The 21,268-nt window shown below is 68.0% G+C and carries 19 protein-coding genes; 11 read left to right on the forward strand and 8 right to left on the reverse strand.

From position 1 onward, the window contains the following. Window positions 1-181 precede the first annotated feature (181 nt). The 3 genes from OG555_RS40760 to OG555_RS40770 all read left to right on the forward strand — a co-directional run bounded on the left by OG555_RS40760 (window position 182) and on the right by OG555_RS40770 (window position 3,426). The gene (locus OG555_RS40760) at window positions 182-439 is read left to right on the forward strand and encodes a hypothetical protein (RefSeq protein WP_329479208.1); all 258 of its coding nucleotides are present in this window, start codon (window positions 182-184) and stop codon (window positions 437-439) included. 139 nt (window positions 440-578) lie between these two features. After that, complete coding sequence (locus tag OG555_RS40765) at window positions 579-2,477, forward strand: glycosyltransferase family 4 protein (protein ID WP_329479210.1); 1,899 nt, start codon at window positions 579-581, stop codon at window positions 2,475-2,477. A 322-nt stretch (window positions 2,478-2,799) separates the two neighbouring features. Beyond that, window positions 2,800-3,426, forward strand: coding sequence for a DUF6308 family protein (locus OG555_RS40770; protein ID WP_329479212.1), 627 nt, complete (start codon window positions 2,800-2,802; stop codon window positions 3,424-3,426). A 20-nt stretch (window positions 3,427-3,446) separates the two neighbouring features. Here the strand turns inward: OG555_RS40770 and OG555_RS40775 are convergent, their stop codons facing one another. Both OG555_RS40775 and OG555_RS40780 read right to left on the reverse strand, forming a co-directional pair. Next, complete coding sequence (locus OG555_RS40775; protein ID WP_329479214.1) at window positions 3,447-4,949, reverse strand: LLM class flavin-dependent oxidoreductase; 1,503 nt, start codon at window positions 4,947-4,949, stop codon at window positions 3,447-3,449. A gap of 94 nt (window positions 4,950-5,043) precedes the next feature. Next, window positions 5,044-8,100 carry a BTAD domain-containing putative transcriptional regulator gene (locus OG555_RS40780; protein WP_329479216.1) on the reverse strand — a complete coding sequence of 1,019 codons (3,057 nt, stop codon included), beginning with the start codon at window positions 8,098-8,100 and terminating at the stop codon, window positions 5,044-5,046. Between the two features lie 93 nt (window positions 8,101-8,193). On the opposite strand from OG555_RS40780, the gene OG555_RS40785 reads away from it, so the two are divergent. From OG555_RS40785 to OG555_RS40800, 4 genes are all read left to right on the forward strand, one after another. Next, window positions 8,194-8,769 (forward strand): NADPH-dependent FMN reductase, encoded by a 576-nt coding sequence (locus OG555_RS40785; protein ID WP_329479218.1) that lies wholly within the window; start codon window positions 8,194-8,196, stop codon window positions 8,767-8,769. 4 nt (window positions 8,770-8,773) lie between these two features. After that, window positions 8,774-9,313, forward strand: a complete 540-nt coding sequence (locus tag OG555_RS40790) for a dihydrofolate reductase family protein (protein WP_329479220.1) — start codon at window positions 8,774-8,776, stop codon at window positions 9,311-9,313. A 197-nt stretch (window positions 9,314-9,510) separates the two neighbouring features. Then, entirely contained in the window at window positions 9,511-10,095 is a 585-nt protein-coding gene (locus tag OG555_RS40795; protein ID WP_329479222.1) for a hypothetical protein, read from the forward strand. Next, window positions 10,092-10,637: a hypothetical protein gene (locus tag OG555_RS40800; protein ID WP_329479224.1), complete on the forward strand. Its 546-nt coding sequence runs from the start codon at window positions 10,092-10,094 to the stop codon at window positions 10,635-10,637. The genes OG555_RS40795 and OG555_RS40800 overlap by 4 nt, the downstream gene beginning before the upstream one ends. Window positions 10,638-10,701: 64 nt before the next feature. Here the strand turns inward: OG555_RS40800 and OG555_RS40805 are convergent, their stop codons facing one another. Both OG555_RS40805 and OG555_RS40810 read right to left on the reverse strand, forming a co-directional pair. After that, window positions 10,702-12,165, reverse strand: a complete 1,464-nt coding sequence (locus tag OG555_RS40805; protein WP_329479226.1) for an FAD-binding oxidoreductase — start codon at window positions 12,163-12,165, stop codon at window positions 10,702-10,704. Window positions 12,166-12,271: 106 nt separating this feature from the next. After that, the gene (locus tag OG555_RS40810) at window positions 12,272-13,222 is read right to left on the reverse strand and encodes a LysR family transcriptional regulator (RefSeq protein WP_329479228.1); all 951 of its coding nucleotides are present in this window, start codon (window positions 13,220-13,222) and stop codon (window positions 12,272-12,274) included. A gap of 78 nt (window positions 13,223-13,300) precedes the next feature. Here OG555_RS40810 and OG555_RS40815 point away from each other — a divergent pair, with 78 nt between their 5' ends. Next, complete coding sequence (locus OG555_RS40815; RefSeq protein WP_329479230.1) at window positions 13,301-14,227, forward strand: DMT family transporter; 927 nt, start codon at window positions 13,301-13,303, stop codon at window positions 14,225-14,227. On the opposite strand, the gene OG555_RS40820 is transcribed toward OG555_RS40815, so the two are convergent. Beyond that, window positions 14,224-14,763, reverse strand: a complete 540-nt coding sequence (locus OG555_RS40820) for a hypothetical protein (protein WP_329479232.1) — start codon at window positions 14,761-14,763, stop codon at window positions 14,224-14,226. The two genes, OG555_RS40815 and OG555_RS40820, sit on opposite strands and share 4 nt — an antisense overlap. A gap of 437 nt (window positions 14,764-15,200) precedes the next feature. Here OG555_RS40820 and OG555_RS40825 point away from each other — a divergent pair, with 437 nt between their 5' ends. After that, entirely contained in the window at window positions 15,201-16,307 is a 1,107-nt protein-coding gene (locus OG555_RS40825) for an alpha/beta hydrolase family protein (protein ID WP_329479234.1), read from the forward strand. Here OG555_RS40825 and OG555_RS40830 read toward each other — a convergent pair. The 3 genes from OG555_RS40830 to OG555_RS40840 all read right to left on the reverse strand — a co-directional run bounded on the left by OG555_RS40830 (window position 16,288) and on the right by OG555_RS40840 (window position 18,226). Next, window positions 16,288-17,133 (reverse strand): methyltransferase domain-containing protein, encoded by an 846-nt coding sequence (locus tag OG555_RS40830; RefSeq protein ID WP_329479236.1) that lies wholly within the window; start codon window positions 17,131-17,133, stop codon window positions 16,288-16,290. The genes OG555_RS40825 and OG555_RS40830 overlap by 20 nt on opposite strands. Window positions 17,134-17,198: 65 nt before the next feature. After that, entirely contained in the window at window positions 17,199-17,885 is a 687-nt protein-coding gene (locus tag OG555_RS40835) for a hypothetical protein (protein WP_329479238.1), read from the reverse strand. Next, window positions 17,882-18,226 (reverse strand): hypothetical protein, encoded by a 345-nt coding sequence (locus OG555_RS40840; protein WP_329479240.1) that lies wholly within the window; start codon window positions 18,224-18,226, stop codon window positions 17,882-17,884. The genes OG555_RS40835 and OG555_RS40840 overlap by 4 nt, the downstream gene beginning before the upstream one ends. A 164-nt stretch (window positions 18,227-18,390) precedes the next feature. On the opposite strand from OG555_RS40840, the gene OG555_RS40845 reads away from it, so the two are divergent. Further along, window positions 18,391-20,511, forward strand: a complete 2,121-nt coding sequence (locus tag OG555_RS40845; RefSeq protein ID WP_329479242.1) for a sensor histidine kinase — start codon at window positions 18,391-18,393, stop codon at window positions 20,509-20,511. Further along, window positions 20,508-21,158, forward strand: a complete 651-nt coding sequence (locus tag OG555_RS40850) for a response regulator transcription factor (RefSeq protein WP_329479244.1) — start codon at window positions 20,508-20,510, stop codon at window positions 21,156-21,158. Before OG555_RS40845 ends, OG555_RS40850 begins: the two co-directional genes overlap by 4 nt. Window positions 21,159-21,268: the final 110 nt, after the last annotated feature.

A 21,268-nucleotide genomic window follows, 5' to 3' on the forward strand; every position in this document is an offset into this window, starting at 1 on the left:
TCGATCCCCGTCCGCTCGTGACGGCCGCGCTGGTGGCAGGCCTCTTGGCCGGCTACGGCATAGCCATGCCAGTCGGGCCCGTAGGCACCGCGCACCCCGCCTGGCCGGAATCGCCCAGGATCTCCCGCCAGGCGCACGAACCGCGTACCTCGGACTGCTCGGCATGACCCTGCTCAGCCCCATGACAGTGCTCTACTTCGCCGCCCTGGTACTCGGCGGCTCCGGCACGTCGGCCACCCCTACACCACCCGAGCGCGCCTCCTTCGTAGTCGCTGCCTTCGCAGCATCCGCCACCTGGCAACTACTCCTAGCCACCAGCGGGGCCTTACTGGGCCGAGCCCTCACCGGACACCTCGGCCGACTGCTCACTGCACTGCTTTCCAGCCTGGTGATCATCGCGCTGGCCATCCGCCTGGTCTCGTCCTCACGGCTGCTCTGACGATCCAGCCGACAAGAACCTGAGGCGACGCTATCCCGTCCGCCAGTACGGCGCATCTGCAGCCGACTCCGAGCGAATCTGCAACCAATCCTGCAGCACGGCACGTTCCTGCACGTAACCACTACCCGAGGAGGGCCGCGTGCAGGTTTCGCATGTCGTCATGCTGGTCGCCAATGACATCACCAACGACACCCGAGTACTGAAGGAGGCGGTTGCCCTTGGCAAGGAGGGTTGGCGGGTCACGTTGCTTGGCGTGACGGCGTCGGGGTCGATCACCATCGACACGATCGACGGTGACGTTGTGATGATCCGGGTGCCCGGCCGCTTCCTTCTCCGCGACGAACGCAACCGGCGTCGCGGTCGCCGACGCTCGCGGCGGATCCTCGCCGGCACTGTTCCCGGGTCGGTCCAGGCAGCTCGGCTGTCGGCTCGGCAGGCTGAGCTCACCGCGGAATCCGGACGTGCCAAGGCCCAGCGGATGGTCGGCTCGATGGGAACGATCAGGTTCCAGACCGGAAAGGCGGCCCGCAAGCTACGCCAACAGAACCTTCGGCTGACGCGTACCGTGGCTGCGTTTCGCTCGCGGCTGGCCGGCTACGAAGGACGACAGGCAGCAACATTCTGGCAGCGTTGGGACCGGTGGCTCACACAACGGGCCCGACCTGTGAGCTGGCGGAGAATCATCCCGGAGGCGTACGACTACGAAGCCACCTTCGCGCAACTGCTGGACCGGCTACGCCCAGACGTCCTGCATGCCCACGACATGCACGTTATCGGGGTCGCAGTCCGAGCGGCAGGGAGAGCAGCCCTGCAGGGGCGCGCTGTGAAAGTCGTTTACGACGCCCACGAGTACGTCCCTGGCCTGTCCGTCTATCCACCGCGGACGCCGCGGCTCATTGCTGCCTGGGCCAAACATGAGCGCGAGTACATCCAGAAGGTGGATCGCGTGGTCACCGTCAGCCCGGCGATCGCGCACACGCTGCAGGCACGGCACCGGTTGGATCGTACGCCGACCGTTGTGATCAACAGCCCACCGGCTGTCGAGCCCATCGCTGATATGCCCGATATCCGCGACGCGCTCGAACTCAAGCCTGCGGTGCCGTTGATGGTCTACAGCGGCGGGATCACCCATGCGCGCGGAGTTCAAACGGCGATCGCATCCCTCCAGCACCTTCCCGGCGTACATCTCGCAGTGGTGTGTGTACCGACCGTCAAGATGAGACCGGTTGACGAGCTACGCCGGCTGTCCACCTCGCTGAATGTCGGCGATCGAGTCCACTTTCTCGACCCGGTGCCTCCGAACGATGTCACGCACTACCTGCGGACCGCAGATGTCGGGCTGATTCCGCTGCTGCGGTACCCGAGCCACGAGATGGCGCTACCCAACAAGGTCTTCGAGTATGTGTTCGCCGGGCTTCCGGTCGTGACGAGCGACATGCCGACGTTGCGAGACTTTGTTGGCAGTACTGGGATCGGTGAAGTCTTCGAGGCGGAGAACGCGTCGGACCTTGCCGCCAAGGTGTCACACATCTTGGCCGACGCCGCGCCATACCGCGAGCGCGTTGCTGACGGCAAGTTGCGTCACGAAATGTCCTGGGACAGCCAGGCCGAACATCTCCGATCCTTGTACTACGAGCTGCTCGGGCGTCCGTCGGTCGAGACCAAGGCCGCGAGGCTGGCGATCGCGCCGATGGACGGAGCGGTCCAGTGGTTGCCATGGCTGCACGATGCAGCGCTACTGCCAACGGCCATGACGCACGCGGACCTTGAAGACGTGACCCATTTGTTGACGGCCAATGACCGGTCGGCGTTCGGCAGCACCAGCATCGCGGCGGACCTACCGGTACTGGCCGCCTCCCGAGTGAAGCACGGCATCATCATCGACGACCCGACCTTGCTGCCGGCGAAGGTCCCCGCCGGCTACGCAGGCCCGATCTTCGTCACCGATCAGGCTCTGGCCGACGTCTTTCCTGGGAGTCAATGGCTGCCGCCGGGCGAACCAGGCGCTGACGTGCTTCGCAAGTTCATGGCGGACTGAAACCACCACACGCCGACGTGTCGGGACGGGCCGCATGAGCCACCGGGCCGATGGGCACGACGAGCATGTCGGTCAGGAACAAGGCGACGAGTCGCCGGGCCAACACCATGGTCGCCTCCGCTCAGTTGATGGTCAGTCACTGAGAGTCTATGGGGATCGGAGGCCGTGCGAGTACATGGTTACAGGTTGTGGATAACGGGAAGTGACCCTGCCGTGTGGATGAGCGCGCGGTCGCCTACGATCTGCGGAAACAGAGTTGGAACGTTCGGATGTTGGTCCGGCCGCTGGCGGGTCTGCCACCAAGAGTGTGAGGGTGTGGCTCATGAACATCGGTACTCGCAAGATCGTCGTCGACGAGGCGATCGCGCAGTTGCGGCTGTACGCCGAGACCAACGGCGCCGTACTTCAGTACTACGACGGTCTGCCCGGGATGACGTGCGTCGGCGGTTCCGATCCTGACCAGGTGACGCTCGAGGACCTGGCCCGGACGATGGTGATCGGCGCCGACCTGCGGGCGATGGACATCCCGTGGCTGCTGGAGGTCGAGGCGGAGAAGGAGTTCGCCGCGATCCCGGTCGACGCGCGGCTGGAGGACGCGACCCCGGGCAGCGACCTGTTCCTGGCGGCGATGGCGCTGGACGAGAAGTTCACCGGCCACCGCGGCTTCGGCCACGCCAAGAAGTCGAAGCTGCTGCACCTGAAGCGGCCGTACCTCTACCCGGTCACCGACAGCTTCATCCGGATGACCTATGGCACGGCGTCGGCGGGCTCGGAGTTCCTCACCGCGGTCCACCGCGACCTGGTGAACCCGGCCAACATCCGCGACTTCAAGCTGCTGCAGGTCCGCCTGATCGCCGAGCCGTCCACGTCGGCCGCGCGGCTGCTCGGCGAGGTGCCGACGCTCCGCCTGCTCGACATCCTCGCCTCACTGCTGGGTGAGGCTAAGTAACGCCTCGCTGCTGGTTGAGGCTACATAACGCCGAGCCGCGCCAGCGGCTCCACCAGCTCGCGCTCCTCGTAGGACAGGTGTGAGAGCAGCGTGTCGTCCAGCAGGTCGACCGCTGCGCGCAGACCGTCGATGGAACCCGAGCCGTCGACCAGCGCGACCAGCGCCTTGTCCACACCTTCCAGTACGTCGTGGATGATGCGGTGCTCAGCTTCCAGCCGGTCCACGACAGGCGCGAGCGCCGGATCGGCTCGCCTGAGGTGCGGGAAGAGCGATGCGTCTTCCAACGAGTGGTGTGTGGTCACCAGGCGGCAGTAGGACTCGCAGTACGTGCCGAGGGTCCAGTTGTTCTGCCGCATGGTCATGGTGTTGATGTGTGAGCGCGCCTGGCCGACGCCGATCGAGCCGGCAGCCACCTGCTCGACCAGGTCGCGGATCTGCTCGAGCTCCGCGCGCAGATGGTCGTGTACGTCGATCAGATGCTGACCGGACGACAGTTGGTACGGCGTATACGTGCGGTCCGGGTCGAGCGCAGGACCAGTGGGTCGCTCCGACTCGTCGAGCACCTGTACGGCGCTCCGTCGTACAGCCGGAGGTGGAGTCGGCACGACGCCGAACCCATCCGCCGCCCGCGGCTCGACAACGGCTCCTGAGCGAGCAGCATCGACGGCCTCGCGGACACCAGCGGCGACTTCGGCGAAGCGGCGGATGTCGTCCGGGTCGTCGGAGCCGAGGATGTATGTGCTCATGCCTTCGCCCATCGTCAGCTCTGCGAGCTGATCGATCCACACCTCCTCGGGCCCCTGCAGGAAGCCACCGCTGCCACTGAACCGGCCGGACACGTTGTAGAGCCGCCGTACCGAGGCGGGGTCGCGGCCCGCCTCGACCGCGGCCTCGTCGATGATCTTGTTCATCGCGGCGAGCTGGTCAGGGCCGGCGTACGCGCTGGTCGGGAGCCAACCGTTGGCGAGGCGTCCGGTGAGGGCGAGCATGCGGGGCTTGTAGGCGCCCAGCCAGATCTCGACGTCGTGTGCGGGCTCGGGGCCGCGCTTTGCGCCGGAGACGGTGTAGTGCTGGCCAGGCAGCCGAATGCCGCCGCCGGTCGGCGTCCAGACCTCGCGCATGATCGCGATAGCTTCCTCCAGCGCGGCGATGCTCTGGCCGGTGGTCAGACGCGGGCCGGCGTTGGCCGCGACGGCGTCCAGGAAGCCGCCGGCGCCGAGGCCGAGCTCCACGCGGCCACCGGTGATCAGGTCCAGCGTGGCGACGCTGCGGGCGAGGACGACGGGATGCCGGAGCGGGAGGTTGGCGACGTTCGTGGTGACCTTCACGCGCTGGGTCTGCGCGGCGACGACGGACAGCAGAGTCCAGGCGTCCATCAGCCGGGGCTGGTACGGATGGTCCTGGAAACTGACGAGGTCGAGGCCGACCTGCTCGGTCAGCTGCGCCAGCGCGATCACGCGGGCGGGGTTGTCGACCGCGGGGGTCAGGAACGTGCCGAAGACCAGTTCGTGGCCGTAGTCCATGGGTTCACCTTCACCTGTCAGGGATTCGCTCGCGAGCAAAACTACTTCGCTAGACGAATAATCTCAACCACAGAACATCTGCTGGCGAACAGGATCACACCAGGCCGAAGGCTTGCTGAGGTGTGAGGGTGCTCCCCGTGGCGTAGGCGGCGCGGTAGACCTCCTCCCCCACCGCGGATTCGACGGCCGTGGTGGCTCGCGTCAAGTCGTCGGACTCAGTCGCGGCGATCAGGTAGTTCTCACTCGCGCGGGTGGCGGCAGCCGTGCCGAGGAGGGTCGCGGCGAGAGTCTTGTCGGGGTGGCAGGCCGCGATGCCTTCCAGAGCCCAGCACATGCTGCGCAGCGAACCGAACTCCTCGGAGATCCGGAAGGCCTCCCTGTGGAGCTCCAAAGCTGCCACGACGTCGCCCTGAAGTTCCCTGACGAAGCCGAGCTCTTCCAGCACGATCGACAAGTAGAGCACTGGCTCGCCCTGTCGGCGGGCGGCGTCGATCAAGGCCTGTAGGCGCTGCGAGGCCTCCGCAAGGGCGCCAGTACGACGGGCTGCGAAGCCCAGCACGATCTCCGCAAGGGCCTGCGTCGAGCGCTGGCCTTGTTCGGTCGCCAGTCGCAGTGCGCGCTCGCCGTGGGTGCGGGCCAACTCATAGCGGCCTTGTCTGATCGAGGTCCACCCAAGCATGCCCAGCGCGCTGGCGAGCTCAGGCCACAGTCCTAGCTCCTCCGCTATCTGCGCGCTCTCCAGATGCAGCCGCGCCGACTCGTCGAAGTCGCCGACGAGCTCCGCGTGGGCGCCAAGCCAACTGGTCGCCTGCAACATGCCCCACCGGTCTCCCAGCGACCGGAAGATCCGCACACTCTCGGAAGCGTCGGCTGACAACGCCGCCAGGTCAGCCCGTACGTGCGCATGCTTCGCGCGTGCCGCGAGTACCGCAGCCACACCCCATTGGTCTTCGTCGGCCTCGAAGCTCTTCAGTGCACTCTCCAAGAGCGTCAGGCACGTTGCGAGGTCGCCCGCGTCGCTGCCGGTGTAGGCGATCCACCACTGCGCTCGAGCGTCAGCCGCATCAGCCCAGCGGTCCCGCTCCCCCGCCGCATCACTGTCACCCAGCAGGTACTTGAACCCGACCCGCCAAGCCTCAGCCCGCGCAGAGCCGGGCACAGCCTCCAAAGACCGCACAGCCTCCATCAGACGCCCGCGCAGGAACCAGTACCAAGCCAGCGCATCGACCAACCGCTCCGCCACATCCACCCGCTCAGTGGCGACCGCCCGATCCAGTGCAGTCCGCAAGTTGGCCGAGTCCTCGTCGAGCAACTGCAACCACCGACTCTGCTCACCACCGAACAAAGCGGGCCGGGCTGCCTCGGCCAGCGACGTGTAGTACGACAGATGGCGCTGCCGCACTGCCTCCAACTCACCGAAGGCACGCAACTTCTCCGTGCAGTACGCCGCTACCGACTCGAGCAACCGATAGCGCGGCCCATCCACCCCATGCACGGGTACGACGAGCGACCGGTCCACGAGCCGAACCAGCACATCCAGTACGTCCGGCTCATCACACAGCGCCGCCGCGGCCTCAGCCGTACATCCATCCGCAGGTACGGCGAGCCGTCGCAGGACGGACTGCTCATCCGGAGCGAGCAGCTCCCAACTCCAGTCGATCATCGCGAACAGAGTCTGCTGGCGCGGTGCAGCACCACGGTGTCCGGTCGCCAGCAACCGGAAGCGGTCGTCGAGGCGCGCCACCAATCCACGGACTCCCAACGCCCGCACGCGAGTCGCAGCGAGCTCCAACGCCAGTGGGATCCCGTCAAGCCGCCGGCACAGCACGGTCACGTCGGCAGCCGTCTCCGCGGACAGAGTGAAGCCACGCGAGGCAGCTGCCGCGCGAGTCATGAACAGCTGGACCGCACTGCACTCGCCGAGTGCGTCCAGATCGAAAGAAGGTGACGGCACCTCCAGCGGCGGCACACTCCAAACGACCTCGCCCGCGAGGCCCAGCGGCTCACGACTCGTCGCCAGCACGCGCAGCCCCGGTGCCGCGGCCAGAAGCCGGTCTGTCAGCTCCGCAACCTCTGCGACCACCTGCTCGCAGTTATCCAGCACCAGGAGGCGAGAGCCCATCACAGCCGCGAGCCGGTCGACCACGCCCTCACTGGAGCCAGTGGAATCCCGGAGGTCCAGTGCGGCCTGTACGGCGTCTGTGAGCGAACTGCTGACCGAGATCGCATCAGGTGTCACCGCCGCCAGCTCCACCAGGACGACGCCGTCCGCAAAGCGATCCACCACCTCGGCGGCAGCAGCGAGTGCCAGGCGTGTCTTGCCTACTCCCCCAGGCCCAGTCAGCGTGACGAGACGCGAAGACGCTAGAGACGAGCTGACGTCCTCCACGGCCTCCGCACGTCCGATGAGGTCGGTCAGTTGGGCCGGAAGGTTGGTGCGAGCGTGTGGGAGCTCTTGCGTGAGGATCGACTGGTGGAGCGCAACGAGCTCGGGACTGGGATCCAGGCCGAGGTCATCCAGCAGCTGACGACGCAGCTGCTCGTAGCTCTCCAATGCCTCGCTCTGCCGACCGCTGCGGTAGAGGGCCTTCATGTGTGAGGCCCGGAGTCGCTCTCGCAGCGGGTGGGAGCTCACGAGGTCGGCGAGCTCGCTGACCGGGTAGTCACCAGAGCCGATCCGCTCCTCGTGCCACGTCTCGAGAGCGGTCAGCCTCTGCTCGGTCAGTCGGGCGATGGCTGTCTCGACGAACGGTTCGTCGGCGAAGTCGGCGTACGCGGGTCCACGCCACAGTTCGAGTGCCTCACCGAGGTCACCCGACGCAATCCGGTCGGCGAACTCCAGAGCGTCGTACGACGAACCGTCGACGGTCAGTGAGTAACCCGCCGGACCGGAGTTGACCAGTCCGCGGCTGCCCGGCTCGGCGTCCTCGAAAGCGCGGCGGAGTTGCGAGACCTTGGCCGACAGGGTGCCTGACGGGTTGCCCGGCAGGTCTGCGCCCCACAGGTCGTCGATCAGTCGGTCCGCCGGGACAGGGCGGCCCTCGTGCACCAGCAGGTCAGCCAGGAGCGCACGGACCTTCAGCCCCTGGATGACCACGGGCGATCCCGCGTCCGTCCAGGCTGTCACCGGTCCCAGCACCCCGAAGCGCATGGCCGCACCTTATTCCGATCACCGGCCCAGCGACCGGAAAGAAACCGTAAACGGTCTCCGGCAGAGTCTGTCTCATCGGAAGGAGGCACGACGATGCGACTGGCAGTGATCATCGGCAGCACCCGCAACGGTCGGTTCGGTCCCACCGTGGCGCACTGGCTGGCCACGCAGGCGGCCAAGCAGTTCGAAGTCGACCTGGTCGACCTGGCCACCGCGCACCTGCCGGCCACACTGCCCGACACCGACGACGAGATGCCCGCGGAGGTCGCCGTACTCGCTCCGAGGCTCGCCAAAGCGGATGCGTTCGCAGTGGTGACGCCGGAGATCAACAGCAGCTTTCCGGCACCGCTGAAGACCGCACTGGACTGGTACTACGAGGAATGGCACGCCAAGCCGGTCGCAATCGTCAGCTACGGCCGGGAGAGCGGTGGGCGATGCGCCACTGCACAGCTCCGGCAGGTCTTCACCGAACTGCAGGCCGTCACCATCCGCAACACGGTCGCACTGCCCTGCTATTGGGAGCAGTTCACCGCGGACGGCGGCTGGCCACGCCCTTCCGCCGGCTACGAGGCGGAAGCCAAGGTCATGCTCGACCAGCTCGTCTGGTGGGCCGAAGCGCTCCGGGACGCGCGCTCCAAGCGTCCTTACCAAACACTGAGAGAGGGATAGTCCAATGAGGAAGCTGATCGAGTCCACCTTCATCACCCTGAACGGCGTCATCGACAATCCGCAGCGCTGGAGCCCGCCGTACTGGGACGACGAGCACTCCGCCTACTCGGTCGCGCTGATGGAGGGCGTCGACGCGCAGGTGCTCGGCCGCGTCACCTACGAAGGGTTCGCCGACGCCTGGTCGCAGCGCAGTGGAGACCCGTTCACCGACCACTTCAACGCGATGCCGAAGTACGTCGCCAGCCGCACGGTCACCGAGTGGAAGTGGAACGCCCAGCCGCTGGAGGGTGACGCCGCCGAGGCGGTCCGGCGGCTCAAGGAGCAGGATGGCGGCAACCTGATCAAGTACGGCACCGGGTCGTTCTCGAAGACCCTGCTGGAGAACAAGCTGGTCGACGAGTACCACTTCTGGTTCTTCCCGGTGGTGGCCGACGGCGACAACATGTTCAAGGGCATCGACCTCGAGCTCACCCACCTCGAACTGCTCGGCACCACTACCTTCAAGTCCGGCATCGTCGTGCACAAGCTGGCGCCGAAGGCCTGATCACTCAGCACATCACGGACAGCGTCCAGCTGGTCACCGAACCACAAGGTGGCCGGCTGGACGCTTGTCTGCGTTTGCGCTGGGTACCGGTGCGACTTCGGGGATGTGAGGCGGCGCTGGGGACCGCCAGCAGAGGGGTCCTCGCGATCGGTGTCGCCAGATCGCAGGTCCGCACCAGCAATCGGACTGGAGGTCTGATGAATACCGTCCTGACCATAGTCATCATCGTTGTCGTCGTACTCGCGGCGGCCGCGGTGTTCTTCATGTACCGGCGCAGAGAATCGGCGCAACTGCACGAGCGGTTCGGCCCCGAGTACGAGCGCACGCTCGAGGACTCGGGTGACCGGCGCAGCGCCGAGCGCGAACTGCGCCAGCGTGAACGCCGGGTGTCGAAGCTCGACATCGTCCCGCTGAGCCGCGAGTCCGCGGAGCTCTACCGTGGCGAGTGGGCCCGGATCCAGCAGAGCTTCGTCGACCGTCCCGGATCGGCAGTCGCCGACGCGGATCGGCTCGTCCTGCGGATGATGCGCGAGACCGGGTACCCGGTCGACGAGTTCGACCAGCGCGTCAACGACATCTCGGTCGACCACCCGGAGGTCGCCGCGCACTACCGCGACGCGCACCGGGTCGCGGTAGCCCAGGCCCACGGTGAGGCCGACACCGAAGAACTCCGGCAAGCGGTGACCGCCTATCGCGCGCTGGTCGACGCACTGCTGGCCGACAGCACGAACGACGGCGGACACCACCGCACCCAACCGACCGACGCGAAGGAGCAAGCATGACCATGCACGAGGACCGTCGCTTCGACCCGACGACGGACGACGACCGCGTCATGACCGACACGGACCGCATCGACCCCGGCCCTACGACGGACGACGCGCTCGGCCGTACGACGGACGACCGCATCGCGGAAGACCGTTACGACGACCGTGTGACCGACGACGCGCTCAGCCGCCCGGCGGACGACCGGTACGACGACCGCAGCCCGGACGCCGGCCTGGCCGACCGCACGACCGACGACCGCACGACGGATGAGACCGTGGGCGCGTCGGCAGTGGAGGACCCGTTGGTGGCTCCCGATGCGGTGGTCGACTTCCGGACCCGCTGGGAGGTCATCCAGCAGGGCTTCGTCGACGATCCGCGCAACTCCGTCAGCGAGGCGGACAACCTCGTCGACGACCTGCTCAAGCGCCTCTCGGACACCTTCGACCAGCAGCACCAGGAGCTGGAGAAGCAGTGGTCCGACGGCGAGCCGTCGACCGAAGACCTCCGCTCGGCCCTGCAGCGCTACCGCGCCTTCTTCCAGCGCCTGCTGACCCTCTGACCCGGCGAACACCAGACCGCGCGGCCCGTACGGCGAACGTCGTACGGGCCGCGCGGTTCGTTGCCTAGGGCGCGATGTTCTGGTTCAGATGGAACAGGTTGCCCGGGTCGTACTTGCGCTTCACCTCGACCAGCCGGTCGTAGTTCTGCTTGTAGTTGTCGCGGATCCGCCCCTGGTCGTCGTCGGCCATGAAGTTGATGTAGCCGCCGGCCTCGGAAAGGGGCGAGAGGTCGTCGTAGTACGAGCGAACCCACTCGACGCCGGCCTCGTTCTGCGCCGGGTCCGGCCACATGCCGGCGATCACGGTGGCGAAGTTCGCGTCCCGGTAGGCGAACGCGGTGCCGTCGGGTGTGACCCGGTGGCAGGCGCCGTTGATGGGATAGATGTGCACGGTCGAGTTCACCGCCGGCAGCGCGGGTGCGTGCCGCAGGTGAGCCTTGATCGCCTCGTCGGTGAGCTCGGTGACGAAGTTCGCCTTCCAGTAGTGCTGCAGCCCCGGCGGCACCAGCCCGTCGAAGGCACTGTTCAGCGCCGGGTATGGCATCGGTCCGACATGCTCTGCGACGACCGGCGCGAACTCCCGGTACTTCGAGATCTGGGCTTCACCCTGATCCGGATCGCCCGCCCAGCAGCCGACGATGAAGGTGAACACCTCACCGTGCCGGTCCTCCGGGATGAACGGCAGCGGCGGCGCGATCTGGAACGCCGGGAACCCGCCGAGTTGCTCGGGCGCGTCCTTGATCAGTTCGCGGAACCCCGACAGGACGGCGGTCGCGTCGGACATCTCGAACAGCATCGGACCGCCGTAGATCGTCGACACCGGCGCCAGCCGGAACTCCAGCGCGGTCACCACGCCGAAGTTGCCACCGCCACCACGGAGCGCCCAGAACAGATCCTCGTTGTCCTTCTCACTGGCGATCAGGAACCGCCCGTCCGCGGTCACCACATCGGCCGAGATCAGGTTGTCGCAGGACAGCCCGAGGCCGCGGGCCAGGTACCCGATCCCGCCACCGAGCGTCAGGCCGCCGACGCCGGTGGTCGAGATGATGCCGCCGGTCGTGGCCAGCCCGAAGGCATGCGTGGCCGCGTTGAAGTCGCCCCACGTCGCGCCGCCACCGGCCCGCGCGGTCCGGCTGACCGGGTTGACCCGGACGTTGCGCATCCCGCTCAGGTCGATGACGACGCCGCCCTCGACCGTGCCGAACCCGGGCACGCTGTGCGCTCCGCCGCGGACGGCCAAATCCAGCTGGTTGGTCCGCGCGTAGTCCACGGCGGCCATCACGTCGCCGGCGTTCTCGCACCGCACCACGACCTGCGGCCGCTTGTCGTGCATCGCGTTGTGGACCCGCCGGGCCTCGTCGTACCCCTCGTCACCTTCGGTGAAGATCTGTCCTCTGGTGCGTTCCCTCAAGTCGTCCATCGTGCTCATGTCCGCTCCCCGAACCGTCGCCTGTCGCAGATCGGCGCGCACGTACGGCGCGCGCCGCGCAGACCGGTCGTCACCGTCGAGCGTCGCGCGAAACCTCACCCCAGAGAGCGTCTGAACCCCCGACGGGCAGCCGGCCTTCCCCCCAGACCTCGCCCGTTCCAACCCCGACACTCTCGCGCGGTCCCCCGATTCGTCAATGCCTAAATTAGCCGCGCGACGCTCCTTCGACGGACACACCGTCCGGCTGCGTCACGACGTTGGCGGTTGCGGCAGTGCGGAGGGCGTCGGCTACCGCGGCCACGGGTGGGGTTTGGGTACGGCGTGTCATCAGGAAGACCTCACGGCCGACGGAGCCTTCGGCCGGCGGGCGGACGGCGACACCGGGGGCGCCGTGGCGGAGGACCAGGTCTGGGAGAAGGGCACCGGCTCCAGTGGTGCGGACCAGTTCGAGCAGGATGAGGAAGTCGTCGGAGCTGTAGCGGAGATCAGGTTCGAAGCCGCCCAGCTCGCGGCACACCCGGACCTGCATCTCGCGATGGCCGGTGCCGGGTTGGCAGCAGGCCCACGGGAGGTCGGCCAGCCTCGCGATCGGCACCCGGTCGGCGGCAGCCTCGGGGTGGTCGGCAGGCAGGACGACGCGGATCTGTTCGCGTAGTAAGGGCTCGCGGTGCAGGTCGGCGTGCACGGCCCGGGGCTGACCGTCGTACTCGTCGCCGACCACTACGTCGAGCTGCTGCAGGCGTAAGGCCGGTGCGGCCTGCTCGACCTCGGCTTCGGTAGCTTCGACCCGGATGTCGGGGTGAGTGGTGGCGAGCGTTCGGACCGCCGGCGCCACGATGCGCAAGAAGGCGGACTGGAAGGACGCGATCCGGACTACTCCGGCCACTCGGCCCGCAGCGACCGACGCGAGCTCCGCCTCGGCTGCCTCGACTCCCTCGAGCAGCCACGACGCATGCCGCACCAGGACCTGACCGGCCGCGGTCAGGCGGACGTTACGCCCGATGCGTTCGAGCAGTGGTGTGCCGGCTTCTCGCTCCAGCACTGACAGCTGCTGCGAGATCGCGCTGGGCGTGTACCCGAGGGATCGCGCGGCGCCATGGACGGTGCCGCGGTCGTGCACTTCGCGGAGCAGGCGGAGCCGGCGCAGGTCGAGCATCTGTTCAGGATAGCTACACGGTCTTGTCCAGGAAGCCGCGATGGACGTGAACAATCCACAGGCCTGACGATCGATGGCGTGGGCGCCCTCTTCTGTTTGCTTTCCGCCGCCGGGTTCGGGGCGATGGCCGTGTTCGGCAAGTTGTCCTACGACGCTGGGGTGTCGGTGGATGCACTCCTTCTGGTCCGCTTCGGCCTGGCCGGCGGAGTATTGCTGATCGTCGCGCTGGCACGCGGTGCGTTGCGCAACCTCCCGCGCCGCGCCATGTTGATCGGACTCGGCATGGGCGTGTTCGGCTACGCGGCGCAAGCCGGTCTGTACTTCTCCGCGCTGGCCAGGATCGACGCTTCGCTCGTCGCATTGATCCTTTACGTCTACCCGGTGCTGGTGATGACCGTGGCCGTCGTACTGGGCCGGGAGCGCGCGTCGCGGCGACGGGTGTGGGCGCTGGGGATGGCGCTGGCCGGGATCGGACTGGTGCTCGGTGGGGCGATGTCGGGCCGTTTCGATGCGGTCGGTGTGGTGCTGGCGCTGGGGGCGGCGATTGTCTACACGGCGTACATCCTGGTTGGGGATCGGGCGACAGTTGATGTGCCGCCGCTCGCGCTCGCGGCTCTGGTCTGTGTCGGGGCTTTCGGCACCTTCCTGGTCAGTGGGTTGATCCGGGGTGCCGTGGATGGCGCTGGGCCGTTCCGCGGCGCCTTCGACTTCGCCGCGGTGGGATGGCTGTGGCTAGCGGCGCTGGCCATGGTGAGTACGGTCGCGGCGATCCTGCTGTTCTTCGCCGGCATGGCGCGGGTCGGTCCGTCGGTGGCCTCGATTCTGTCGATCCTCGAGCCCGTCGTGACGGTGGTCGCGGCGGCCGCGGTGTTCGGCGAGCACCTCAGCCCGACCCAGTGGTTCGGCGGCGCGCTGGTGTTGTCCGCCGTACTGATCGTGCAATGGCCGAGCCGATCGACTGCGACCGCGCTGCCCGCTGCCGACGACTGCCTGGTCAGGAGTTAAGGCTTACACACTGGGGCTTTGGCGAGGGCTGTGTTGGCCCGCGCTGCCGCGTTCAGGTTCTGCGGGGCGTGCGTCCAGGCGGCGACCCACATTTCCTGCGCGTGTTCGGCGCCGAAGTCTCCCGCCGCGTGAGCAGCCATCATCGCCAGATGGTTGGCCCAGTCGGCAGCGGCCGCTCGGTCTGCTGCTGCCGCCGCGTCGAGGACCGTCAGTCGTTTCTTACACGCGACTGCCGGACTGCCCGACATTTTCGCGCAGCCGCCCGCGGCCTTGGCTTGCGCGGTAAGGGCAGAATTCAGCGCGGAGATATCACCGGGACCGGCGAGTCGGGTCCGCTTCCAGATCGCTTTTGTGGTCGCCTCGGGGTTTTTGCCAGTCAGCAAATCCGTCCTGGCTTGGACGTGTTCACGCCAATGCTCGGCGCCCGTCCGGGCCGCGGCCACCACGGCCTCGGTCGTCCGGATCTCCGCCGCACAAGCATCCGCCGCCGAACTCGCACTGCTTCCGCCCTTCGGCGACGAACCGGCGGTGGGCAAGGACGCCGGACTCGTTGTGGGCAACGAATGGCTCGCACTGTGTGCCGGATGACTCGCGCTGTGTGCCGGTTGAGCGGCCGGCTGATCCGGCGACCCGAACCGCGCGATCGCCACACCCGCGGCGACGGTCACCGCGGCGACCACACCCACGGCGAGCAGCACCGGTCGGTGGCGCCGATGAATCGCACGTTTGGCTCGTGACATTTCAAGCCCCCAACTTGAATAGTCGTCCGGAGCGAAATGCTGCCACGCCGATCGGCAATGTGCGAACGATGCACGGTACGCGACAGTAATCCTGCATTCTGTGCGAGCTGATGCATGACCCACCGGATGCGGTCGCCTACAGCGAGCACCCTCGCCCGGGCACCAGGCGAGGGTGTCAATCGTTGCGGGAACTTTCGACCGGTTCCGGCCGGTACGACGGCAAACTTGACCCCATGGACCGGCGGATGGCGTGGGCGGGAGTCGTCGCGTTCGTGATGACGGCCGTGGTCGCCTGCAGTACCGACGACGCGGCACCCCCTGCGCCCGCTCCGAGCGCGACCTCCTCGACCCCCACCACGCCATCCGCCGCCTCCACGTCCCCGCCCTCCGCCACCTCCACGCCGTCCGGCACCTCGACAACCGCCGCTCCGACAACCGCCGCTCCAACACCGGCAGCAACGCCGACACCGCCGGCCGCACCGCACCCGGTGTCCCTGCAGGCGCTGATGACGAAGAAGTACAACGGCGGCAATCTCCGCCTCGGCCGCGTGCTGGCGCGCAACGCCGCCTACACCCGCTACCACGTCACGTACACAAGCGGATTGTTGACAATCTCCGGGATCATGAACGTCCCGACCACCCCAGGACGACATCCAGCGCTCGTCCTGAACCACGGCTTCATCGACCCGGCCGTCTACACCAACGGCCGCGGCCTGATGCGGGAGCAGGACTACCTCGCCCGGCGCGGGTACGTCGTACTGCACACGGACTACCGCAATCACGCGCAATCGTCGGACGATCCACGGTCCGAACTCGACCTGAGGCTCGGCTACACCGAGGACGTGATCAACGCGGTCCACGCCCTGCGGACCTCGCAGTACGTCGATCCCGAGCGGATCGGACTGCTCGGCCGGTCGATGGGCGGCGGGATCACGTACAACGTGCTCGTCGCACAACCCGGTCTGGTGAAGGCAGCGGTCGTGTTCGCGCCGGTCAGCTCAGACGCGGTCGACAACTTCAACCGCTGGATCCGCAACGACCGCCCGATCGCGACCACCATCCTGCGCACGTACGGCGAACCGTCCCGCAACCCGGCCTTCTGGCGGAATCTCTCCGCGGTCAACTTCTTCGACCGCGTCACCGAGCCACTACTGATCCACCACGGCGAATCCGACTCGACCTGCCCGATCGCCTGGTCCCGCGAAACCCTCGCGGCCCTGAAGGCCGCCGGCAAGGACGCGACCATGTACACCTACCCCGGCGAGGAACACGCCTTCGGCCCGGCCTGGCCGACGTCGATGGCCCGGTCCGTGACGTTCCTCAAACAGCACGGGGTTTGACCGCGCTGACGGCGTACATCGTCAGTGACAGGTGGAATGCGCCGCGATCGGCGGCCTCCGCGAGACCTTTGGCGAAGGCATCGGCCTCGGCGGGGGTGATGACGCCGGCCTCGGCCGACGACAGCTGCATCATCGAGACGAAGCCCTGGCGCGCGCCCTCCTGCGGCTCGATCGTGGTGCCGGCCGTCTCGCCCGTGATCTCGAGCCCCGCATCGGCGAGTAGACCGCGCAGTTGCCGGCCGGAGAACGGGTTCGCGGACCCGGAGAGGAAGTAGTCGACCATCCGGCGCAGTACGTCGGGATCGGCCGGATGGAGGATCGCCGTCGCCCAGTCCGTGTCGATGAGCGCGATCCGCCCACCAGGACGCAGTACGCGCGCCATCTCCCGCACCGCCGCAGCCGGATTGTCGACATGCTGCAGGACCCGCTCACATCGCAACACGTCCACCGACTCGTCGTCGAACGGCAGCCCCTCCGCGCGCCCGTCGACGTACTCGACTGGTGCCCCCGCAGCACGTCGTACCGCTTCGTCCCGGAGCCCCGGACTCGGCTCGACGCCGACCGCGCGACCGTCCGGCCGGACCCGCTCGGCGAACGCGACCACATCCTCGCCGGTCCCCGAGCCGACGTCGACCGCGGTCTCGCCGGCCGCCGGCGCAAGCTCGGCGAGAGCCCAGGCCTTGAGCGTTCGTACGGCGGGCTGCGCGGCCATCTCGTCGAGGATGGAGGCCTGCCGCTCGATGTTCTGCTCGGCGACGTGCTTCAGCCTGAAGTTCCCCCGCCGCGCGTCGATTGCGGGCTCGTCCGCCGCCGGTGTCCCGGTCATCTGATCTCCCTCTTCACCCGGCCGAGGGTATCGCCGGACGAGCCCACCCCGAAGGCCGTTTCCCTTCAGGGCAACGGTTGCCAGTCGTCGTCGCGCATCCGCAGGATCACCCACGACACCGCCGCGAACCCGACTGCCTGCAGACCCCAGCCGATCAGATCCAGCGTGTGATTGGGCACGATGATCGCCGCGACGAAGTGGATCGGTTGCGACACCATGACCGCCACCGCGGCCCACCGGCCGACGATGTGCGACCGCCACATTGCCAGCCCTAGCACGATCGTCCCGAACACATGCCCGACGACGAACAGCACGCCGGCCAGATTCATCGATCCGTGCGTCACGTCGACCGCCCTGGCGATCGACGCGGGGTCCAGGCCCGCCGTTCCCGCCGACCAGGTGAACAGATCACTGGCCGCCGTCCACGGCAACGACAGATACCCCGGTACGACGAGGAACAGCGCGATCGCGGTGATCCAGGGTGCCCCTCGCCGGGTGACCCTTCCGACGAAGTATGCGCCCGGGACGAGCGTGAGGATCCCGATGTAGCCCAGCCAGATCACCAGCGAACTGCGATCCAGATTGTCGACAATCCTATTGACGATCGTCGGCACGTCGTCGACCGTGTCGTACGGCAGGAAGTACCGCAGCAAGGCGATCGCGGCCGGCCCGATCGGCAGGACCAGCGCCGCGACCCATCGCGACACCGGTCGTACGTCGGCGTGCGTCGTACGCGTCATCGTCTGCGTCATCGCGCACCTACCAGCTCACGCGACGGCAGGAGCACCGCCACGACGCCGAAGACTGTTGCCGCGACACCGACGCCCGCGGCTGCCACCGCGCCGGCCGGCACATCCGAGACGAAGAACGCGGGCACTGCGAGCAGCGCCGACGCGATCCGCAGCGTGATCAGCGGAGCCAACGCCCAGCGCTTTCCCTGCCAGGCGAAGACCAGGAGGATCAGGCTGATCAGCCCGACCACCGACCCGCCGACGGCGATCACCATCGGCGGATGCTCGCCATCCGTCATCAGCGGCCCGAACAGGTCCACCACCGACAGCAAGCCGAGCACGACCAGACCAGCCTTGTTCATCCGAGACATCTTGCCTACCCCCTCAGGTTTGTCGATGGCTCCACCGTCGCGGCTCATCCAGCACGGCGCCTGGGCGCGGGTTCCCCACAGTTCAGGCAGTTCCCCGGGCGGCGCGGGATCGGATTCCCGAGACGCCGGGACAGTTCCGGGAGCACACTGCGGGTATGAACGCAGCCGTCGGCGCACCCTCGAGCCCAGCCGCGGGCCGGCGCGACAGCTCCCGGCCGGCTCGGCAGATGCTCGCGGGCGGTCTGGGCGCGTTCGCCATCGCCGAGGTGATCGCGGCCCTGGTGTTCGCCGCGGTGATCGGCTGGGGCTGGCAGGACTTACTGGACGCGTTCGTCGTGACCAACGGGCTGATGGGTCTGACGTTCGGACTGTGCGGACTGGTGATCGCCTGGCACCGGCCGGCGAACCCGATCGGCTGGCTGTTCATCGCCGACGGCATCGGTCACGCCACGACGGCTTTCGGCGGAACCCTCGCCCCGCTGCTGGCCGACGCCGGCGCCCCGACGACCGCCCAACGCGTGATCGGCACCCTCGCGCTGGCAGCCTGGCCGTGGTCGATCGGCCTCTTCCTCCCGCTCGCGCTGTTGTACTTCCCGACCGGTCGGCTGCTCTCCCCGCGCTGGCGCTGGGCAGCGATCGGCATCATCGTCACGGCACCGCTGTTCGTGCTCGAGATGGTCGGAAGCGGCGACACGATCTCCCCGGGCCTTCCCCGCGGCTACCTGGCCATCTCGTCGTACGACGAACTCCGGCCGCTGTGGACCGCCGCCGAACTGCGCAACCTGGTCGCGTTCCTGCTGGCCATCACCTGCCTGCTGATCAGATACCGGCGCGCCGACGAAATGGGCCGCCGGCAACTCCTGTGGTTGCTGCTGGCATCCGTCATCGCGGTCCTCTTCGTCACCCCGTGGGCGTTCATCGCCGGTACGCCGATCCTCGTCCTGCTCGCGATTCCGCTGATCCCCGCGTCCGTCGCGGTCGCGATCGTGCGCTACCAACTGCTCGACATCCGGCTGGTCGTGTCACGAGCACTGACCTGGGCGCTGCTGTCATTGGTTGCCATCGGCGCCTATGCGGCGCTGGTCGCGCTGCTCGACTCGCTCATCGCGTCCCAGGTAGGGCGGTCAGCCGCGGTCACCGTGTTCGTCGCCCTGATCATCGCGCCGGTCCTCCCCCGCCTCCAGCACCTCGTCGACCGAGCCTTGTACGGCGACCGCAACGACCCCGCTCGCGTCGCGTCGCGTGTCGGCGAGCAACTGTCCGCCGGCCTCCCCGGCGTGGTCGCCGCGATCCGCTCCGCCCTGCGCCTCCCGTATGCCGCTCTGATTGTCGACAATAGGATCGTCGCCGAAGCCGGGACACCCCCGGACGCCGACGCATCGCAATCTGCCTCACCGCGGACCGTCGAATCTCGGACCGTCGAATCTCGGACCGTCGAATCTCGGACCGTCGGATCGCGGGCCGTCGAATCGCGGACCGTCGTGCCGCTCGACCTCGAGTACGGCGGTCAGGTGGTCGGATCGCTCGAGGTCGGACTGCGCTCGGGCGAGTCCGGGTTGTCGTCGGCGGACCGCAATGTACTCGCGCTGGTCGCCGTACCGCTGGCCGTCGCCGTGCACGCGACCCGCTTGTCCAACGAACTGCAGTCATCGCGCGAGAAGCTTGTCTCGGCCCGGGAGGAGGAACGCCGCCGGATCCGCCGCGACCTCCACGACGGGCTCGGCCCGACGCTGACCGGCGTCGCGTTCACCGCCGACGCCGCGGCCAACCTCATCGCCACGGACGCTGCCCGAGCACACGAACTCCTCGCCACCCTACGTGCCGACACCCGCACCGCGATCTCCGACGTACGGCGCCTTGTCGACGATCTGCGCCCACCCGCGCTGGACGAGCTCGGGCTGGTCGGAGCCCTGCGGCAGCGGGCGGACCAACTGTCGTTCCGTGCCGACGGGGCATTCATCCAGGTGGAGGTGTCGGCCGATGGACTGCCTGTGCTGCCTGCGGCCCTGGAGGTCGCTGCTTATCGGATCGCGACCGAGGCGCTGACGAACGTCGTACGGCACTCCCGCGCGACGTCCGCCGTACTAGCGTTGCGCTGTGGTACCGACCTGGAGATCGAAGTGAGCGACGACGGTCCGCCGAACGGGGCTTGGCGTCCTGGCGTCGGCCTGCATGCAATGCGGGAGCGTGCCGCCGAGCTGGGCGGGAAGTTCGAGGCCGGGCCGACGCCCCGTGGCGGGGTCGTGCACGCGAGTTTTCCCTTGGGGCACAGATGATTCGCGTCGTGCTGGCCGATGACCATCCGGTGGTGCGGGCGGGCCTTGCGGCGTTGCTGACGTCGCTGGATGGCATCGAGGTCGTCGGGGTCGCGTCGACCGGGCGCGAGGCCGTTCGTGAGGTGATCACGACGCGACCGGATGTCGCCGTACTCGATCTGCAGATGCCTGACCTCGACGGATTCGCTGCGACGCGTGAGTTGGTGCGGTCGGCGCCGGATGTCGCCGTACTCGTGCTGACGATGTTCGAGGACGACGATTCGGTGTTCGCCGCGATGCGGGCCGGCGCTCGCGGCTACCTGGTCAAGGGCGCCGAGCAGGAGGAGATCGCCCGGGCGATCCAGGCGGTCGCCGCCGGCGAGGCGATCTTCGGGCCGGGCGTCGCGCGGCGCATGCTCGGCTTCTTCTCCGCGCCACCGCCCGCGGCCGAGCCGTTCCCCGAACTCACCTCGCGCGAACGCCAGATCCTCGACCTGCTCGCCGCCGGCCTGTCCAACTCCGCCATCGCCGACCGCCTCGACCTCGCCTCGAAGACAGTCGCCAACAACGTCTCCGCCATCTTCACCAAACTGGGCATCGCCGACCGCTCCGCCGCCATAGTCCAGGCCCGCAACGCCGGCCTTGGTACAGATGGCGGATCGCGTTGAAGAAGCGGATACCGCTGGTTTCGAGGCGGGTGCGCAGGGCGGGTCGGCCGTCCACGTGGAAGTCGACGCCGAGCAGCCTCCGCCTCGAGCGGGGGTCTGGCCAGGTTTGG

The sequence above is a fragment of the Kribbella sp. NBC_01484 genome, from assembly GCF_036227145.1.
Lineage (GTDB): Bacteria > Actinomycetota > Actinomycetes > Propionibacteriales > Kribbellaceae > Kribbella.